Below are 17,966 nucleotides of genomic sequence, written 5' to 3' on the forward strand. Positions count from 1 at the left end.
CTCATGAACCTCAAATACGCGCTCAATGACCTGCGGCGAAATCCCGGTGTCAACCTGGCACTGCTGCTTGTGCTCGTGCTCAGTTCGTTCTTAATGGCCACTGGTGCGATGGTGCTGGAACGTACCGTTGGGGCAGTGAATGCGCTGTTCACAGTCGCTCAACCGCCACATTTTCTGCAGATGCACCGTGGCGATTACGACCCGGATGCGCTGGAGCGTTTCGCTGCCGAGCATCCCGAAATCGATGCCTGGCTGATTGAAGAAATGGTCGGGTACGACAGTGCCGCGCTCACCTGGTCGCGGCCTGGCACGGGTGAGTCGGGAGAGTTTTCTGAGAGCCTGATCGACAACCTGTTCGTCACCCAAAACGCCGAGTTTGACTTCTTGCTCGACGAGGTCGGAGAGATCGTACAGCCGGCGGTAGGGGAGATCTACGTACCGGTGGCCTACCAGCAGCGTTTCGCGTTGAAAGCCGGCGACGAGCTGCACATCCAAACCGAGGAGGGAGCCCAAACGCTGACGATCGCCGGATTTGTGCGCGACTCACAAATGGCATCCTCGCTGTCTTCCGCAACTCGTTTTGTAGTCGCCGACGCCGATTTCGCTACCCTTCGTGCCGACGGTGGTATTCCCGCGATCATCGTCGAATACCGCCTCGAGGACGCGAGTCAAGCGAGCACCTTCCAGACTTCCTATGAGCGCGATGAGTCGCTGCCGAAAAACGGCCAGGCGGTTACGGGTGACATGATCCGCATGATCAACGCGATTAGCGATGGGCTAGTAGCGGTCGCACTAATGTTTGCGAGCCTGCTGCTCATTGCGATCGCCCTGCTCAATGTGCGCTTCGTGATTCGCGGCACGCTCTACGACGAAGTGCGGCAGATCGGGGCGATGAAGGCGATTGGTTTGCCCAACCGCACTATTTCGGGGCTCTACCTGTCGAAATATGCGGTGATGACCGCGACTGCCGCCGTCGTTGGCGGTGTGCTGGCTATTTTTGCGACGCAAACCCTCACCCGTGGTATTCAGTCGAACTATGCGGCGGCACCGGTTACGGTGGCAACCGTCCTTGCGCCGGTGGTTGCACTGATGGGAGTGGCGCTTATCGTGCTCGGTATCGCGCGCGGCGTACTGCGAGCCATCAACCGCATCCAGGTGGTAAGCGCATTGGTGCACGGCTCAACCCTCGACGAGCGTCGCACCGCGCGGCGGGCGAAGCGGTTGGCGCGCAGCGTGCGCCGCTCGGCATTCACGGGCTTGCGTGGCGGCAACATTAACCGTCGGCTGGCACTGATCGACCTTCGGGCCGAGCGCGGCCAGTGGGTGCTGCTGCCACTGGTGTTTTTGCTCGCTGCAGTGCTGATGACCCTGCCCACCAATCTGCTCACCACCTTCCAAAGCCCGAAGTTTGTCACCTATATGGGGGCGCCCGAGGCCGACCTGCGTATCGACCTGCAGTTCACGGCTGAGGCGGCGCGGATACACGGCGAGCTGTCACCCGCGCTCGCGGCCGATGACCGGCTCATTAGTGTGCGTGAATACGCCAACGAGCTCGCCGAGGTGAAAGGCACCGAAGGGTGGGAATCGCTGCGGATTGAAGTTGGCGACTACTCGGGTAGCGGCATTGAATATCTGCACGGTGAGCGCCCCGAAACCGGAGAGATTGCACTGTCGGTGCTCAACGCCGACGAATACGGGGTGGGTGCCGGTGATGCACTCACACTGCGTCGTGGCGGTGAAACCGTGACACTGACGGTCAGCGGAATCTACCAGGACGTAACCAGTGGTGGGCGCACCGCGAAACTTCAGGGTGAACCCGTTGGTGTGGTCACCGGATACGTCTACTTCGCAACCGTTGCCGCCGGTGAAGATGCGGCCGCTCTGGCTGCCGAACACGATAAACGGTTTCCGGGTGCCGCCGCCGTGCCGATGCGTGAGTATGTACAACAAACGCTGAGCTATGTGACGGATGCGTTCGCGAGCGCCGCGATGATTACCCTCGTGTTTGCGCTTGGTGTCGTGGCACTGATCACTAGCCTCTTTTTGGGTCTTCGGCTCAGCCGCGAACGTCGCCGCGCCGGGGCACTTTCGGCGCTCGGCTTCTCTGGAGCGGAACTGTCGTGGCAACTTCGGTTCAAAGCCGGCGTCACTATCGTGCTCGGGGGCGTGGTCGGTGTGCTTGTGGCCGCTTCGCTCGGAGAGCTCTTTGTCGGAGTCGCTATCTCGGCGAGTGGCCTGGGAATTGCCAGCCTGAAGTTCATCCCCAATCCGCTGCTCGTGTACGTCGTCTACCCGCTGCTGCTAATCGCAGTCGGCATGCTTGCGGCAACAGCCGTTGCAGCACGATTGCGGCGCAATGACACCAGCGCGTGGCTGCGTGCCTAACCAGAACGAGCCCGCAGCTGCCACTTAGCCATAACCTTCCCTAACCACACCGAACATCCTTGACCCGAGAGCCAGGCTTGCTGCCGAGAAATGAGACAAGATGACCACTGTTAGCGCCCGACCGGTTGTACGTCCCGCGCTCAGCGCCAGCGGGCTCGAAAAGACCTACTACTCAACCGAACCGCCCACACAGGTGCTGTATGGCATCGACCTTGAAGTGCGTGAGGGCGAGTTTCTTGCCGTGATGGGTGCCTCGGGGTCTGGCAAATCGACACTGCTGTATGCAATGAGCGGGATGGATCGGCCCACATCGGGCAGTGTGCGGCTCGGCGACCGAAACCTCACCGAACTTAACGATCGGCAGATGAGTCGTGTGCGGCTCACCGAGATGGGGTTCATCTTCCAACAGGCACACTTTCTTCCCAACCTCAACGTGCGCGACAACATCCTGCTACCCGCACTCAAAGCACAGCCAAAGGGGCGCACCGAAGTAGAAGCTCGCGTCGACGACCTGCTTGCTCGTTTCGGTGTCGACCACATCGCCCATCACGGCATCACCGAAGTATCAGGTGGTCAGCTGCAGCGGGCATCCATCTGCCGCGCCCTTGCCACCGAGCCCAAAGTGCTGTTCGCTGATGAACCCACCGGTGCGCTCAACAGCCGCATGACCACCGAAGTGATGGATGCACTCTCTGATGTGCACCGCGACGGCACCACCATCATGCTCGTCACACACGACCCCTCGAGCGCCGCCCGAGCCGATCGCGTGGTGTATCTGCGTGACGGCTTCCTGGTCGATGAGCTGGTGCTGGGGAGCTGGAGCGCCGAGTGCGCGGCCGAGCGCGAAGATCAGCTGCTGAGCTGGCTGCGCGCCAACGGATTCTAGGGATCGTGTTACCGCAGCCCTGAGTTTGTCTGCGCCGGCTAGCTGCGGCGCACCCCGACAATGTCGTGCGGCGGGCGACCGGCGTCGTGGCCGCGCTGCTCAAAGTGGGTGAGCATCCGGCCCTCGAAGCGCGGCGCGAAGCCACCGCGCTCGGGTTCGCGGTCTTCGCGGTCGGGGCGCTCGCCGACGTGCGGATTGGTGAAGTGCTCGCTGCCTTCAACCACATCCCGCATCTGCCAGGCATAGTCGCGCCAGTCGGTTGCGAGCCGCCACACGCCGCCGGGCTGCAGCACGCCGGCGACCGTGTTTGCAAACAGATCGCTCACCAGGCGGCGGCGGTGGTGTCGCGCTTTGCGCCAGGGATCGGGGAAAAACGTCCACACCTCGAGCGCGCGAGGATTCGCTGACCCCGGCCGGCTCGGGTCGACGCTGCCGGTGGTTTTGCCGGTGCCGAGGGCCGTCACCCCGAAACCGCCGGCGACAAACGACGGATCGTCAACAATTTCGAGCCCGAACACCACCGGTAGGGCTTGGGCAGCATCCGCCTCGAGCACGCGCACATTCGTGACACCGGCGCGGGCTGCGTTCGCGACGCAGCGCGCCACGCCCGGGCCCCAGCCTTCGACGGCGAGAAAATTGCGTTCGGGATGCTGCTGCGCTGCGTGCACGAGCTGTTCGCCGTTGCCGGGGCCGATTTCGACAATCAGCTCGGCATCGCGGCCGAACGCTTCGCGCAGGTCGATGAACGCGTCCTCGGCGATGGATGCGGTCGCGCCGCCCTTGGGTGCCGGGATGATGTAGGTGTCGCCGTGTTCGGCGAGCACATCCTCGAAGTCTTTGGCCATGCGCACCTGTCCGCGCATCGTGAACGAGCGCACTCGCTGGCGGCGTTTGCTGTCGGCGGCGGTTTTTGGCTGATTTTGCGATGCGTCCTCGTGCATCCCCCCATTGTCGCCGAAGTCCTAGCCCACCGCCGCACCCGCCGCATCTGTCGCATCTGTCGCATCTGTCGCAACTGCCGCATCCGTCCGCTGCCCCGCGCATCTTCTGCATCCCCGCACGCGCCGTGCATGCCGCATCCCGCTCCGCATCCAAGCCCTACAGAAATTTGTTTCCTGACCTCATCCCAGTGCTGATTTTTGTTTCCTGGCCTCATGCGAGAACTGAACTTTGTTTCCTGGCTGCACAGCCAGCCGCGAAGACACACAAATCCCGCAAGATGCAGCGTTTTGCAGCCAAAAAACAGAAATCAGGAAACAAAAATCTGATCGCAGGAAACAAAAATCCGCAGTAACAGCCAAGAACAGAACTTGCAGCAGGGATGGGGGATGCGGCGGGCGCGCTAATCTGGAGGGGTGACTGCTCAAAATCCTTTCGGCCAGGTTCTAGTTGCACTCATCACCCCCATGGACCATGAGGGTGAGGTCGCCTGGGCTGACGTCGAACGACACGTTGAAGCAGTGGTCGCTGGCGGCGCCGACGGCATCGTCGTGTCGGGCACCACCGGCGAAACCTCCACGCTCACCGACGCCGAAAAGCTCAAACTTGTGCGCGTTGCCAAACAGGTGGCAGGCGACCGAGCCAAGGTCATCCAGGGCGGCCCCTCAAACGAAACCGCCCACGCCATCCAGCTCGCCAAACAGTCTGAAGCGGCCGGTGCCGACGCCATCATGGCGGTCACGCCCTACTACAACAAACCCACCCAGGCGGGCGTGCTCACGCACTTCCGCATGATCGCGGATGCGACCGACCTGCCGATGGTGCTCTACGACATCCCCGGCCGCACCGGCATCCCCATCGCCTACGAGACCATTGTTCGCCTCGGTAAACACCCGAATATCCTCGCGGTAAAAGACGCCAAGGGCGACCTCGCGCAGGCCTCACGGGTGATGAACGAAACCGATCTGCTCTATTTCTCGGGTGATGACCCGATGGTGTTGCCGTCGCTGTCAATCGGGATGTCGGGGCTGATCGGCGTCACCGCAAATATTGCGCCGCAGCCGTACCGAGTTATGGTGGATGCGGTCAATCGCGGTGATCTGGCAGCGGCTACCGAACAGCACCGGCTGCTCGAGCCGCTGGCGCGAGCCACGATGACCCACGTTCCCGGTACCGTTTCGACCAAGTACCTGCTGCACGGCCTGGGCCGAATCTCGACCCCGCGCGTGCGGCTCCCGCTCGTTGGACCCGAAGAGTGGGAGGCAACCCTCATCGAAGATGATGTTGCCAAGGTACAGGGCCTCGACGGAATCGACTTTTCAAACTTCCGGCCCGATCGCAACGCTGCCGCTGGTGGCGCGCTGCCAAGAATCGCGGGCACCACGCGCTAATCGCGCCCCATCAGCAGTGCCGTCTGACCAGCCGGGCGCACTTCGCTCAACGACAGGTACTTCATGACACAAAACACAAAATCTACTCGCGACGCTGCCGCCAACGAGGCACGTCAGGCGAAGCTTCCCAAACTCAAGCGCGATGTGCTGCGCATCATCCCGCATGGCGGGCTCGGCGAAGTCGGCCGCAATATGACCTCGTTCGAGATCAACGGCAAGCTGCTGATCATCGACTGCGGTGTGCTGTTCCCCGAATCGACCCAGCCTGGTGTTGACCTCATCCTGCCCGACATCGAATCGGTGTATGAACGGCTCGACGATGTGGTGGGAATCTTCCTCACTCACGGCCACGAAGATCACATTGGCGGTGTGCCATATCTGCTGAAACGCAAACCCGATATTCCGCTGATCGGCTCGCCCCTGACGCTGGCGCTGGTCGAAGCGAAGCTGCGTGAGCATCGCATCCGCCCCTTCACTCTGACCGTGCACGAGGGCGATGTGGAAGAGTTTGGGCCGTTCCGCTGCGAGTTCATCGCCATTAACCACTCGATTCCCGACTCGCTCGGCGTGCACGTCACCACCGCAGCGGGTAATTTCATCCACACCGCCGACCTCAAAATGGACCCAACCCCGCTGGATGGGCGACTCACCGATCTGCGTGCCATGGGGCGGATGGGGGAGGCGGGCGTCGACCTGTTCTTGTGCGATTCGACGAATGCCGAAGTGCCGGGCCATTCGGGATCGGAACGATCGGTCGCCCCGGCCATCCACGAGGCGGTTCGCACCGCGAAAGGGAAGGTGTTGGTCGCCAGCTTCGCCAGCCACGTGCACCGCGTGCAGCATGTCATCAACGCCGCCGCCGAAAACCACCGCAAGGTGGCGCTTGTGGGCCGTTCGATGCGACGCAATATGGGCATCGCTGCCGACCTCGGCTACCTCAATGTGCCAGAGGGGCTGCTCGTGGATGAAAAGACCGCGCTGAGCCTGCCCGACCACCAGGTGGTGTTTGTGTGTACCGGTTCGCAGGGCGAAACCCTCGCGGTGCTCAACCGCATCGCCCAGGGCAACCACAATATTTCGGTGCGCGAGGGCGACCGGGTTGTGCTGGCATCGAGCCTCGTGCCCGGCAACGAGGTACCAGTGTCGAACATGATCAACAACCTCATGAAAGCCGGCGCCGAGGTGCTGCACAAGGGCAACGCCCACGTGCACGTTTCGGGGCACGGGTTCGCCGGTGAACTGCTGCAGGCCTACAACGTCGTGAAACCCAAATACGCCATGCCGGTGCACGGTGAATACCGGCACCTGGTGGCGAACTCCAAGATCGCCCAGCTGTCGGGCACCCCGTCCGACAACTGCGTGATCACCGAAAATGGTGGTGTGATCGACCTCGAAAACGGTGTGCCACGCAAGGTCGGTCAGGTGCCGGTGGGATTCGTTTACGTCGACGGTAAAACCGTCGGTGCGGTGACCGAAGACGACCTGAAAGACCGCCTCACGCTCGCAACCGAGGGCTTCATCTCGATCTATGTGACGGTCGACCCCAATGAGGGCGAGATTGTTGCCGGCCCCGAGATTCACGCGCGCGCGTTCGCTCCCGACGACTCGGTGTTCGAGTCGATCCTGCCGCAGACCCGGAAAGCGATTGAGGATGCGCTCGCGGACGGTGTGCGTGACCAGTATCGACTCTCGCAGTCGATTCGCCGGGTGGTTGGCCGTTGGGCGGGCACCAAGCAGCGTCGCCGGCCGATGATTGTGCCGATCGTGATGTTCTCGGATGAGGTTGCAGCCGAATAGTTTTGCGATGTCGCCGGGTTCGGTAAGTAGTACCGAACCCGGCGCGCGTGGCTGCTGAATGTCGGGGGCGCCGGTAGCCTGGAAACCATGTCCACGTCCGAGTCCAAGCGCGGAGCAAATTCAACGCGCACGAAAAAGCAGGGCGCCTCGTCGTCGAAAATGAACGATACGCGGGTGCAGTTCACCGACGATGAACTCGGTTTTGGTGCGCGCGCCTGGAACGGTTTCGCGCACGCTATCGGCGGTGCGGTGCGGTCGCTCGGACGCGAAACACTCGCCAAAGAAGACCGCCGCGACACGGCCCCAACGGTTTTTCTGCTGGCCGCCATTATTGGTGCGGTGATGGTGTGGTTTCTGCCGCTGCATCCGGTGGCACAGACACTCAATGCATTCACTTTTGGTGGCCTGTTCGGAGTGATTTCTTATGCGATGCCGGTTGTGCTGGTGTCGCTGTCGCTCTGGCTCTACTTCCGTCCGGCGAGTATTTACAGCAATGGTCGCGTGTTTGCGGGCGTATCTATCGCGCTGTTTTCGGCGGCGGCAATCGCGCACCTGGCTGCTGGGCAACCGCAGCCGGCGCAGGGGATGCCCGCTATCGCTACGGCGGGCGGCATTTTCGGCTGGATTTTTGGGGCACCGTTGGGGTTTCTTATCACCCCGATTCCGGCGATCGTGTTTTATGCGCTGGTTTTCTTGTTGAGCATCTTGATTTTGACCAAGACTCCACCGAAGAAGATTCCGCAGCGCAGTGCCGAGATGTGGCAGTGGATGTTTGGTGGCCGGGTCGCAGAATCCGCCACTGAACCGACCCCGAATGCGGGCGACTCGGCGAGCGCGGCAGCAAGTGACGACCTACCCTGGTGGCGTCGCAACAACACCGGCCGCGAAGTTGATCCCGCCTACGACACCCCGATTGTTGATCCAACTGATCGTGAGGGTGCCGAAACCACGAGCCTCAAACCCGCGAAACCGAAGAAGCGTCGCGGCCGCCGCCGCGACAACCTCGGCGGCGTTCAGCCGCCGCACGAAACTAGCCGCATCGACGAGTTCGATGACCTGTTTGCTGAACACCCCGAGCCGGGTGAGTTTGAACCGCCGGAAGCGGGGCAGGAACCGACACAGGTGCTCCCAGAAATGCCGCGCAGCGGCGGTTCTGCGGCCGACCAGCAAGCCACCACGGTGCTGCCCTCACTACCGGGCACACCGGCACCTGCGCCGACCCAGGCAGCGTCGGCCGTTGCAGCCACCTCTAAAGCGAGCACGACCGGTGAGCCAACCGAAGCCGACGCGCTTGCCGCGGTTGCTGACGACGAAACCGCCTCGTGGGATAGCCGCGACGACGCATCCGACGACTACATCTTGCCCACCTCAAGGATGCTGGAACGCGGCGCCGAACCCAAGACTCGCACCGATGCGAATGACGAGATTATCCGCGCGCTCAACGAAACCTTCCGCTCGTTCAAGGTCGAAGCCAAGGTCACCGGTTTCTCGCGCGGGCCAACCGTAACCCGCTACGAGGTTGAGGTGGCGCCGGGCACCAAGGTTGAAAAGGTGACGCAGCTGTCGAAGAACATCGCCTACGCGGTGCGCTCGAACCAGGTGCGCATCCTGTCACCGATTCCCGGTAAATCGGCGATCGGTGTCGAGATTCCCAATACCGACCGCGAAATTGTGCGGCTGGGCGACGTGCTTGCCTCGCAGAAGGCGCTGAAAGCAACCCATCCGATGACGATTGGCGTGGGTAAAGACGTTGAGGGCGGCTTCGTGGTGGCCAACCTCGCGAAGATGCCGCACCTGCTTGTGGCAGGTTCGACCGGTTCGGGTAAGTCGAGTTTCGTGAACTCGATGATCGTGTCGCTGCTAATGCGCTCGAAGCCTTCCGAGGTGCGCATGGTGCTGGTCGACCCCAAGCGGGTGGAACTCACCCCGTATGCGGGGGTTCCGCATCTGATCACTCCCATCATCACCAACCCGAAAAAAGCCGCCGAGGCGCTGCAATGGGTGGTGAAAGAGATGGAGATGCGATACGACGATCTCGAGAGCTTCGGCTTCCGGCATATCGACGACTTCAACGCGGCTATTCGAGCCGGCGAGGTTGAGGTGCCGGAAGGGTCGAAACGTAAGCTCAAGCCGTATCCCTACCTGCTGGTGGTGGTTGATGAGCTTGCCGAACTGATGATGGTGGCGCCCCGAGATGTTGAAGACTCGATTGTGCGCATCACCCAGTTGGCGCGTGCCGCCGGTATTCACCTGGTGCTGGCAACCCAGCGACCGTCGGTGGATGTGGTGACCGGGCTGATCAAGGCGAACGTTCCCTCACGACTGGCGTTCGCGGTTACCAGCTCAACCGATAGCCGTGTGATTCTCGACCAGGTTGGTGCTGAGGCGCTGATCGGGCAGGGTGACGGGCTGTTTTCGCCCGCGGGGCAAAAACCCATCCGTGTGCAGGGCGCCTGGGTGGATGACGCTGAGATTCATGCCGTGGTGCGTCACGTCAAGCAGCAGGCAAAACCCGAGTATCGCAAGGATGTGGAGGCTGCAGCGGCCAAGCGTGAGATCGATAGCGATATTGGCGACGACCTCGAGCCGCTGCTGGCAGCGGCCGAACTCGTCATCAATTCGCAGTTCGGTTCGACCTCGATGCTGCAGCGCAAATTGCGTGTGGGCTTCGCCAAGGCCGGTCGGCTCATGGATCTACTCGAATCGCGTGAGATTGTCGGCCCTTCGGAAGGATCAAAGGCTCGCGATGTGCTGGTGACACCCGAAGAGCTACCGTCGGTGTTGGCGATGCTGCGCGGCGAAGACCCGCCCGCCAGTGCCGAGCCGAGTGCCGACCCGTATGGCGGCGACGCGGTGGCTGCACAGTATGAGCAACTTGAAGAAGTTGAGGTCGATGATGACAGCGAAGATGCGTGGGGATTGACCGGACGTGACTGACGAACAAGCAGCGCTCGCGGCAGCATCACAGCGACCGCGCGTGTGGCGAGCTGGTGAGGGGCCGGTGAGTGTGTGGTCGGTGCCGAACCTCATCACCTATGTGCGCATCCTGTTTGTGCCGGCGCTGGTGGCCGCGCTGATTATTGATGGCGGCGAGCACGGCGGGTGGCGCTGGGCGGCCGCGACGATTTTTATTGTGGGCATCGCATCCGACGCCGTCGATGGCCACCTTGCTCGCAGCCGCAACTTGATTAGCGATGTTGGCAAACTGCTCGATCCGATCGCCGATAAGGCGATCACCGGCACCACTATGGTGATGCTGTCGATTCTGGGCGAGCTGCCCTGGTGGGTGACCATCGTCATTCTCGTGCGCGAACTGGGAATCACGATCTGGCGGCTGATCGAGGCGCGTCGTATCGTGCTGCCGGCCGGACGCGGCGGCAAGCTCAAAACCATTGTGCAGGCGGTCGCACTATCGCTCGCGCTGCTGCCGCTACCCGCACTCGTTGGCGATTGGATGCACTGGGTCAATACGCTGTTTATGAGCGCGGCGCTCATCCTGACGGTTTGGTCGGGGGCCGATTACCTCGTGCGCGCATACTGGAAGAACGAACGTCTACGCCCGAGCGCGGAGGAGTCGCGATGACCGAGCAAACTTCAACTGAAAACCCGCTGCCGAGCGAACAGGTGCCGCCGGGTCACGACGACAGTGCGGCGCTGCCAGAGCTGCCGGATGTGCCGGTGCTTCACGACCGCAGCGGCAGCCAACGTAATGAGCCGATGACGGCCACTACTAAGCTCGCCGACCTGCTGCTACGCACCGGCATTTCAGTTGCGACCGCCGAATCGCTCACCGGCGGTGCGCTGGCGGCAGAACTCGTTCGCGTGCCCGGTATTTCAGCGGTCTATAACGGCGGGGTGGTTGCCTACGCGTACGACGTGAAGACGAACCTGCTGGGGGTTGAACGCGATCTCTTGCTCACTCGCGGTGCCGTCAATGACGAGGTGGCCCTGCAGATGGCCCGCGGTGCGCGTGAAGCCTGCCGGATTGATGATGTGCCCGCCGATGTTGGTGTGGCCACCACCGGTGTCGCCGGGCCCGAACCATCGGATGGTGAGCCGGCGGGCATCGTGTATGTGGGGTTGTCGACACTGTGGGGTGAGCGGGCGTTTCGGCTTGATTTCACCAACCTTGTGCGTGCAGACGACCCAGTTGGGTCTCGGCAGCGGATCCGGTTCGCGACGGTTGAGGCGGCGGTTTACCAGCTGACCGAGTACCTCGTTGCGCAGGCGAACGACTAACGGGTTCTTCTTCTGGCGTCATTTTCTGGAAGTTTGCTGAGGGTTTCGGCATCCTGGAATGAAAACTTGGCACTCGAGGTTGTAGAGTGCAAGTTCTGACGGCTGAACGGAATGGCAGCGTCACAATTTTGGAGGACATACATGGTGCTTGCACGACACGAGATGGGCGAAGTGCTTCGCGACGTCCGGCTGCGCCGTGGCGACACACTCAGACAGGTGGCAAGCCGCGCAGCGGTTGCCCTCGGTTACCTGTCGGAGATTGAGCGCGGCCAGAAAGAACCGTCGAGTGAGATTCTTGCTGCGGTTGCCGATGCACTCGACACCCCGCTCTCGGAGATTTATCACGCGGTTGGCGATCGTATTGCCGCGCGTGAACGCGATCAGCGCCTGGTGGGCGTTATTCCCGACACGGTGCCCGCTGAACTGATTGCCGAGGTTGGGCCGATCGAGTCGATCGCCTAGTTTCACTCGCATACCCGAAACGCCACGGATTTCCGTGGCGTTTTCGCGTTAGGCTGACGGGATGCGATTGAGCGAGTTTCAGCGGGCAGTGCGCGATGAGTTTGGTGAGTCATATGGCGAATCAATCGTGCGCGACATGGTGCTCGATGAGCTGGGGGATCGCACGGCAAAGCAGGCGCTGGGTGATGGTGAGGCGCCGCGAGCAGTGTGGTTGGCGCTTTGTGCAGCGATGGACGTGCCAGAGAGCCGCCGGTACGGTGTCGGCCTGCTCGAGCCGAAAAAACAATGCTGAGTGGGGTCGTTTGAGCGGTGTTGCGCGACACGCCGCCCATAAAAGTTCGAACGGGTGTTCGAAAGCGGGTACTCTAGCCCGCGTGCCCTGTGGAAACTGAGCTATCCACCGAGACGTGCCTGGCCGGGAACAATGTCGGAGGCTGCGGCTACCGTGACGGTATCGGTTGAAGCAGGTACACAACGCCTTGTCGAAGCGCTCTCTATCAGCGCGAGACAGCCTGCAGGCGACAACACCACTAGCTATTAAGGAGCAGCAGATGCCCGCACCCAAAGATCGTGAAAAAGCACTCGAAACAGCCCTCAGTCAGATCGACCGCCACTTTGGCAAGGGCACTGTTATGCGCCTCGGTAGCGATGAGCGCGCGCCCGTAGAAATTATCCCCACCGGTTCTATCGCCTTGGATGCGGCACTCGGCATTGGCGGTCTGCCGCGCGGCCGAATCGTTGAGATTTACGGCCCCGAATCATCGGGTAAGACGACGGTGGCGCTGCACGCAATCGCCAATGTGCAGCGGGCCGGCGGTATCGCCGCATTCGTTGATGCCGAGCACGCACTCGACCCGGTGTATGCCGAAAAGCTCGGTGTTGATATTGATCAGTTGTTGGTGTCGCAGCCCGACACCGGTGAGCAGGCACTGGAGATCACCGACATGCTGGTGCGCTCGGGTGCCGTTGACCTCGTGGTTGTCGACTCGGTGGCAGCGCTGGTGCCGCGCGCCGAAATTGAGGGCGAGATGGGCGACTCGCATGTTGGTTTGCAGGCGCGATTGATGTCGCAGGCGCTGCGCAAGCTCACCGGTGGATTGAGCCAGACCAAGACCACCGCGATTTTCATCAACCAGCTGCGTGAAAAAGTGGGCGTGTTTTTCGGCAGTCCCGAAACCACCTCGGGTGGTAAAGCGCTCAAGTTCTACGCTTCGGTGCGGCTCGATATTCGTCGTATTGAGACGCTCAAAGACGGCGGTAACGCGGTTGGTAACCGCACCCGCGTGAAGGTGGTCAAGAACAAGATGGCCCCGCCATTCAAGCAGGCCGAGTTCGACATCCTGTTTGGTGTTGGTATTTCACGCGAGGGGTCATTGATCGACTTCGGTGTCGATCACGGCATCGTCAACAAGTCGGGGGCCTGGTACACCTACGAGGGTGACCAGCTTGGCCAGGGTAAAGAAAACGCTCGCCGCTACCTGCGCGAAAACCCCGAGATTGCCGCAGAGATTGAAGACAAGATTCTCGTGGCGCTCGGTATTCGCGAAGACCCGAACGCGGTAGACGCCGACCCCGAAACCGGTGAAATTCGCGAGGCCGAGAAACTCGGCGCCTAGCGAGCGCGGTTGCTGCGGTGGGTGATCGCAAGCGTGACCGCTCGTGATCACCCACCGCCCGCACCGCAGTAGCCAAACAGCAAGTACCTTCCCTGCCTCAAATGGTCGGGGATAGCACACCGGATGGGCAGAGTTTTGAGCGACGAACATTTCGCCGAGGTAATTCAGTTCCCGGGTGCGAAAGCTTCACCTGAGAAGCTTCGCGAAGCAATACGTGAACTGGAACAGCAACAGGTACCGCGACCAGATGAACGCGGGGCCACTGTCACCATGTTTCCGGGCACGAGCGACGATACCGGGCTGCTACATGATGCTGAGGATGCGCTGGTGCGGGCACTCGCACGCTCCCCAAAATCGGTTGCAGAGGCGCATGAGCTGCTGCAGCGTGACTACGAAACGATTGGGGAGGGCGACCGTTACCTGATCGTTCAGCGGATGCTCGAGCTGGAATACCTCGATGATGCCCGGTTGGCTGCACAATTACGCGACGGCCGGTTTGCGCGCAAGCAGCTGAGTCGTAGCGCCATGGAGCGTGAGCTGCGGGCGCGCGGCATCGACAGCGGCACGATCGAACAGGTGCTCGCGCAGGTCGACGGCGATGATGAGTATGAGCGGGCGCTTGATCTCGCCCGTGAGCGGGCGCGCCGGAGCCGCTCGCTCGACTACGACACTGCCTATCGGCGCATCCACGGCTATCTTGCCCGCCGCGGCTTCGGGGGCGAGACCGCCTCGCGCGCGATCCGCGCAGCGCTCAACGAAGGAGCGTAAGCGCGCACGCCTCATCTAATGCGGGTTTCGTGGTCTACCAGCCCTCGAATTGCGCCACATCCTCGGGGTCAACACGGCCCTGCGCCACATCATCAATCGCAACCAACAGACGCTGGATGCCCGCAAGTAGCTCAGGCTCGGTGATGGTGAGCGCGGGGGTGCATTCGAGCACATTGTCACGCACCACATAGACCACCGGGCCAAGCTCCCACGCGCGATAGGCGGCCATCGAGGCAAATGTCGAGCCGTCAATCCCGCCCAGGCCATCCAGCTCGATTCCGACCAGCAGCCCCTGGCCACGAACATCCGCAATGGCGGCTGCTCCCGGCCGGTCTGACTGCCGGTAGCTGGCAAGCTGCCCGGCAAAAATCGCCCCGAGCCGGTTCACCTCATCAAATAGCGCGGGTTGCGCCAACACACCGAGCGCAGCATTAGCGGCGGCGCAGGCCACCGGGCTACCGGCAGCGGTGAGCAGCGCCGAAGCCACCGGTGCGCTCAACAGCTCGCGCGAGCCGACCACAGCCGACACCGGTAGGCCACCACCGAGCGACTTGCCGAGCGTAACGATATCGGCCGCCGCATCTTCTCGCTGATGCGCGAGCAAACGGCCCGTTCTACCCAACCCGACCTTGACCTCATCGATGATCAACAATGCGCCGTGACGATCGCAGGCGGCACGCAGTCGAGACAAAAACCCTTCGGCCGGCACCCGCACCCCACCGTCACACTGCACCGGCTCAACGATGACCGCGGCAAACTCGCCGGTGCCAAGCGCCCGCTCAAGCTTTTCGCTGACCTCATCCAGCTGCGAGGCAGTTTCGGGGTAGGGCAGCAGCAACCGGGCCGCGTTTTCCGTGGCATCGGGGTCTGCCATCCCCGACGCCTGCTGCGATACGCCGAGGCCACCGTGATAGCTGCCGTCGAACGAAATAACGCGCGATTTGCCGGTGTGGTGTTGCACGGCTCGGATCGCCACATCATTCGCGTCGCTGCCCGAAAGCCCAAGATATGCCCGCGGCTCACCACGCACCGGTATGAGAGCACAGAGCTTCTCGGTCAGCTCGGTCGACCACAGTGTTGCCGCCGAAAGGCAGGATGCGCCGCCCTGGTTGCGGATTGCACGTTCGACAGCCTCAACCACAACGGGGTGCGAGTGACCGACACCGGATGCGGTCCAGCTGGCCGAAAAGTCAATGAGCGTTCGATTCGAGGCCGTGGTGAGCGTCGCACCGCGGCCACCGCTCACGGTCAGTGGAAAGAACCGCAATTGTTCGATTGCGGCGAGGGATTGCTGTTCGCGCAGGTACTCCCGCATCTCAATTTCGCGCTCTTGCGCGGTGATTTCTTGAACGGTATCTGGTGTGGGGAGGGCCATCATTGACTCACTTTCGCTCTCATAGGATGGAAATATGACGCTTCAGGGAAGAAACGCGGCAGTGGGTGAGCGGCTGGTTGCCGAAGATCTGCACCTCACCGCTTCGGAAAGACGTGTCGCGCGGGCACTGCTGCTCGATTACCCTGCAGCCGGATTGAATACGGTGGCGAGCCTCGCAAAAGCATCCTCGGTGAGCGGCCCCACCGTGATGCGCTTCGTAAAAACTCTCGGGTTTGACTCATTTCGAGACTTTCAAGAAGCGCTGCGCAGCGAACTGGGCCCGCGCGAAGCCTCGGCCCTGTCGCAATCGGCGCGAAACCACCGGGGGAACGAACGGCAAACGCTCATTGATGGGGTGAGCGAGAGCGTTACTCGCACCCCCGACAGCGAGCTGCGCACAGCCGTGCGGTTGCTCACCGACAGCGGCCGTCAGGTGGTGGCGGTTGGTGGCGACTACTCCCAAATCGCTGCGCGACATCTGGTGCTGCAGCTCGCGCCAGTGCGGCAGCGGGTGCGAACACTGCCCTCTGAGACGGTGCTCATCGCCGCCGAGATTGCGGATATCTCGAAGGGGGACGTCTGGTGCATCTTTGATGTTCGGCGCTACCGGCCACGCACCTACCGAATCGCTCAGGCTGCGGCCGAGCGCGGCGCCAAAATCGTGCTCTTCACCGACCGCTGGCTTTCGCCAATTGCGGGTTTTGCCACCGTCGTGTTCACCGCGCAGGTCGAATCGGCCGGACCAACCGACACAGCCACACCGCTGCTGGCGGTGACCGAGGTGCTGTGTGAACAGGTCGAACGCAGCCTCGGCAAACAGGGGGTCGCACGGCTTGAACACGTCGACCCCCTGCGAGAAGCGATTGAACCGAGCCAACTTCGCGACGATTAGCGTTTTTGAATCTGCTGAACGGCCGCAACATAGCCGCAGGCCATGGTCTTCGCGACCCGCAGCACCGCATCATCATCGGGCAGGAACGTGGCGTCGTGCAGCGACGGGCCGTCCTCGACCGTGTCAGGGGTGGCAACCCCCACAAACGACATGGTTGAAGGGTATTGCTGGCTGTAGAACGAAAAATCATCGGCGCCGAGCGATCGCATTGCTGGCGCCACCTCGAGCTCGGCTTGCCCGAGTAGGCCTTCGAGCGCATCGCACAGCGCAGCGTCATTGAACAAGACCGGTTCGCCCTGCACTACAGTGGTGGTTGCGGTGACCCCGTACGCCTCGGCCTGGTGGCGAGCAAACTTGGCAACGGCATCACCGATCACCGCCGCGTCTTCGTTCTGTGTTGTGCGAAGCATGGCGTGCAACATGCCCTTACCGGGCAACACGTTTGCGGCACCCGAATCGGCGATCATCCGGCCAACGCTCAGCAGCGCCGGGGCAAGCGGGTTGACCGTGCGCCGCAGCACCTCGGGTAGCCCGAGCGCGATTGCCGCGAGCGCCGAAGCCACATCTGCGGCATCGTGCGGATAGGCGCCGTGCCCTGTGCGGCCGTCCACCTCGATGCGAATCTCACCGGATGCCGCATTGACGGCCCCGGCCCCGGTGGCGACCTGCCCGGCGAGCACGCGGGGATGCACGTGCGCTCCGATCACATGGGCGACATTCAACGTGTCAAGCACGCCGCTATCGCAAATATCGCTAGCTCCCGAGGGATAGGCCTCTTCACGGGGCTGCAGCAGCGGCACCACGGCGTAGGGGAGTGTCACGCGTTTGGCGGCGCGCACAAACGTGGCGAGCGCGGCCATATGCACATCGTGGCCGCAGGCATGCATCGCCCCGTTTGTGGCAGCCCACGACAGCCCCGTCTGCTCGGTGACGGGCAGCGCGTCGAGTTCGCCGCGGATGGCGACAGCTGGCCCGTCTGCGGGGCCGAATCGGCAGTAGCCGCCGGTTTCAGCTACCGGGGTGAAATCGAGTTCAGTGGCCCGAGCGATCCGGTCACGGCTGTCTGCCTCGTCTCCCGAAAGGCGCGGATGCTGGTGGAGTTCGCGGCGCAGCTGCAACGCAAATTCGCGCTCGTTTTCGATTTCGGTAACAAGCTGTGCCAAAAGCTGGGCCGAGGCGGTGTCGCCCTCACGTTGATTGCCGGTTGCGGTCAAGT

The 17,966-nt window shown here is 62.2% G+C and carries 15 protein-coding genes; 12 read left to right on the forward strand and 3 right to left on the reverse strand.

What is annotated here, in order from left to right; all coding sequences use genetic code 11:
- Positions 1-3 precede the first annotated feature (3 nt).
- Together RQ865_RS05950 and RQ865_RS05955 are read left to right on the forward strand one after the other, a co-directional pair.
- Positions 4-2,385, forward strand: coding sequence for an ABC transporter permease (locus RQ865_RS05950; RefSeq protein ID WP_311478198.1), 2,382 nt, complete (start codon positions 4-6; stop codon positions 2,383-2,385).
- A 100-nt stretch (positions 2,386-2,485) separates the two neighbouring features.
- Positions 2,486-3,271, forward strand: coding sequence for an ABC transporter ATP-binding protein (locus RQ865_RS05955; protein ID WP_311478199.1), 786 nt, complete (start codon positions 2,486-2,488; stop codon positions 3,269-3,271).
- A 38-nt stretch (positions 3,272-3,309) separates the two neighbouring features.
- Here the strand turns inward: RQ865_RS05955 and RQ865_RS05960 are convergent, their stop codons facing one another.
- Entirely contained in the window at positions 3,310-4,212 is a 903-nt protein-coding gene (locus RQ865_RS05960; RefSeq protein WP_311478200.1) for a tRNA (guanine(46)-N(7))-methyltransferase TrmB, read from the reverse strand.
- Positions 4,213-4,626: 414 nt separating this feature from the next.
- Here RQ865_RS05960 and dapA point away from each other — a divergent pair, with 414 nt between their 5' ends.
- The 9 genes from dapA to RQ865_RS06005 all read left to right on the forward strand — a co-directional run bounded on the left by dapA (position 4,627) and on the right by RQ865_RS06005 (position 14,483).
- The gene (gene dapA, locus RQ865_RS05965; RefSeq protein WP_311478201.1) at positions 4,627-5,601 is read left to right on the forward strand and encodes a 4-hydroxy-tetrahydrodipicolinate synthase; all 975 of its coding nucleotides are present in this window, start codon (positions 4,627-4,629) and stop codon (positions 5,599-5,601) included.
- A gap of 63 nt (positions 5,602-5,664) precedes the next feature.
- Positions 5,665-7,398 (forward strand): ribonuclease J, encoded by a 1,734-nt coding sequence (locus tag RQ865_RS05970; protein ID WP_311478202.1) that lies wholly within the window; start codon positions 5,665-5,667, stop codon positions 7,396-7,398.
- A gap of 87 nt (positions 7,399-7,485) precedes the next feature.
- Positions 7,486-10,335 carry a DNA translocase FtsK gene (locus RQ865_RS05975; RefSeq protein WP_311478203.1) on the forward strand — a complete coding sequence of 950 codons (2,850 nt, stop codon included), beginning with the start codon at positions 7,486-7,488 and terminating at the stop codon, positions 10,333-10,335.
- Positions 10,328-10,981: a CDP-diacylglycerol--glycerol-3-phosphate 3-phosphatidyltransferase gene (pgsA, locus tag RQ865_RS05980; RefSeq protein WP_311478204.1), complete on the forward strand. Its 654-nt coding sequence runs from the start codon at positions 10,328-10,330 to the stop codon at positions 10,979-10,981. The genes RQ865_RS05975 and pgsA overlap by 8 nt, the downstream gene beginning before the upstream one ends.
- Positions 10,978-11,637: a CinA family protein gene (locus RQ865_RS05985; RefSeq protein WP_311478205.1), complete on the forward strand. Its 660-nt coding sequence runs from the start codon at positions 10,978-10,980 to the stop codon at positions 11,635-11,637. Before pgsA ends, RQ865_RS05985 begins: the two co-directional genes overlap by 4 nt.
- Before the next feature lie 141 nt (positions 11,638-11,778).
- On the forward strand, positions 11,779-12,099 hold the full coding sequence (locus tag RQ865_RS05990; RefSeq protein WP_311478206.1) for a helix-turn-helix transcriptional regulator: 321 nt from the start codon (positions 11,779-11,781) through the stop codon (positions 12,097-12,099).
- A 61-nt stretch (positions 12,100-12,160) separates the two neighbouring features.
- Complete coding sequence (locus RQ865_RS05995; RefSeq protein ID WP_311478207.1) at positions 12,161-12,391, forward strand: DUF3046 domain-containing protein; 231 nt, start codon at positions 12,161-12,163, stop codon at positions 12,389-12,391.
- Between the two features lie 259 nt (positions 12,392-12,650).
- On the forward strand, positions 12,651-13,715 hold the full coding sequence (gene recA / locus RQ865_RS06000; protein WP_311478208.1) for a recombinase RecA: 1,065 nt from the start codon (positions 12,651-12,653) through the stop codon (positions 13,713-13,715).
- A 135-nt stretch (positions 13,716-13,850) separates the two neighbouring features.
- Positions 13,851-14,483: a regulatory protein RecX gene (locus tag RQ865_RS06005; protein WP_311478209.1), complete on the forward strand. Its 633-nt coding sequence runs from the start codon at positions 13,851-13,853 to the stop codon at positions 14,481-14,483.
- A gap of 34 nt (positions 14,484-14,517) precedes the next feature.
- Here RQ865_RS06005 and RQ865_RS06010 read toward each other — a convergent pair whose 3' ends face one another.
- On the reverse strand, positions 14,518-15,861 hold the full coding sequence (locus RQ865_RS06010; protein WP_311478210.1) for an aminotransferase class III-fold pyridoxal phosphate-dependent enzyme: 1,344 nt from the start codon (positions 15,859-15,861) through the stop codon (positions 14,518-14,520).
- Positions 15,862-15,892: 31 nt separating this feature from the next.
- Between RQ865_RS06010 and RQ865_RS06015 the strand changes: the two genes are divergently transcribed.
- Positions 15,893-16,750, forward strand: coding sequence for a MurR/RpiR family transcriptional regulator (locus RQ865_RS06015; protein WP_311478211.1), 858 nt, complete (start codon positions 15,893-15,895; stop codon positions 16,748-16,750).
- On the opposite strand, the gene RQ865_RS06020 is transcribed toward RQ865_RS06015, so the two are convergent.
- A complete protein-coding gene (locus tag RQ865_RS06020; RefSeq protein ID WP_311478212.1) occupies positions 16,747-17,964 on the reverse strand; it encodes an amidohydrolase in 1,218 nt (405 codons plus the stop codon). The two genes, RQ865_RS06015 and RQ865_RS06020, sit on opposite strands and share 4 nt — an antisense overlap.
- Between the last annotated feature and the right edge of the window lie 2 nt (positions 17,965-17,966).

Source organism: uncultured Gulosibacter sp. (genome assembly GCF_963509965.1).
Lineage (GTDB): Bacteria > Actinomycetota > Actinomycetes > Actinomycetales > Microbacteriaceae > Gulosibacter.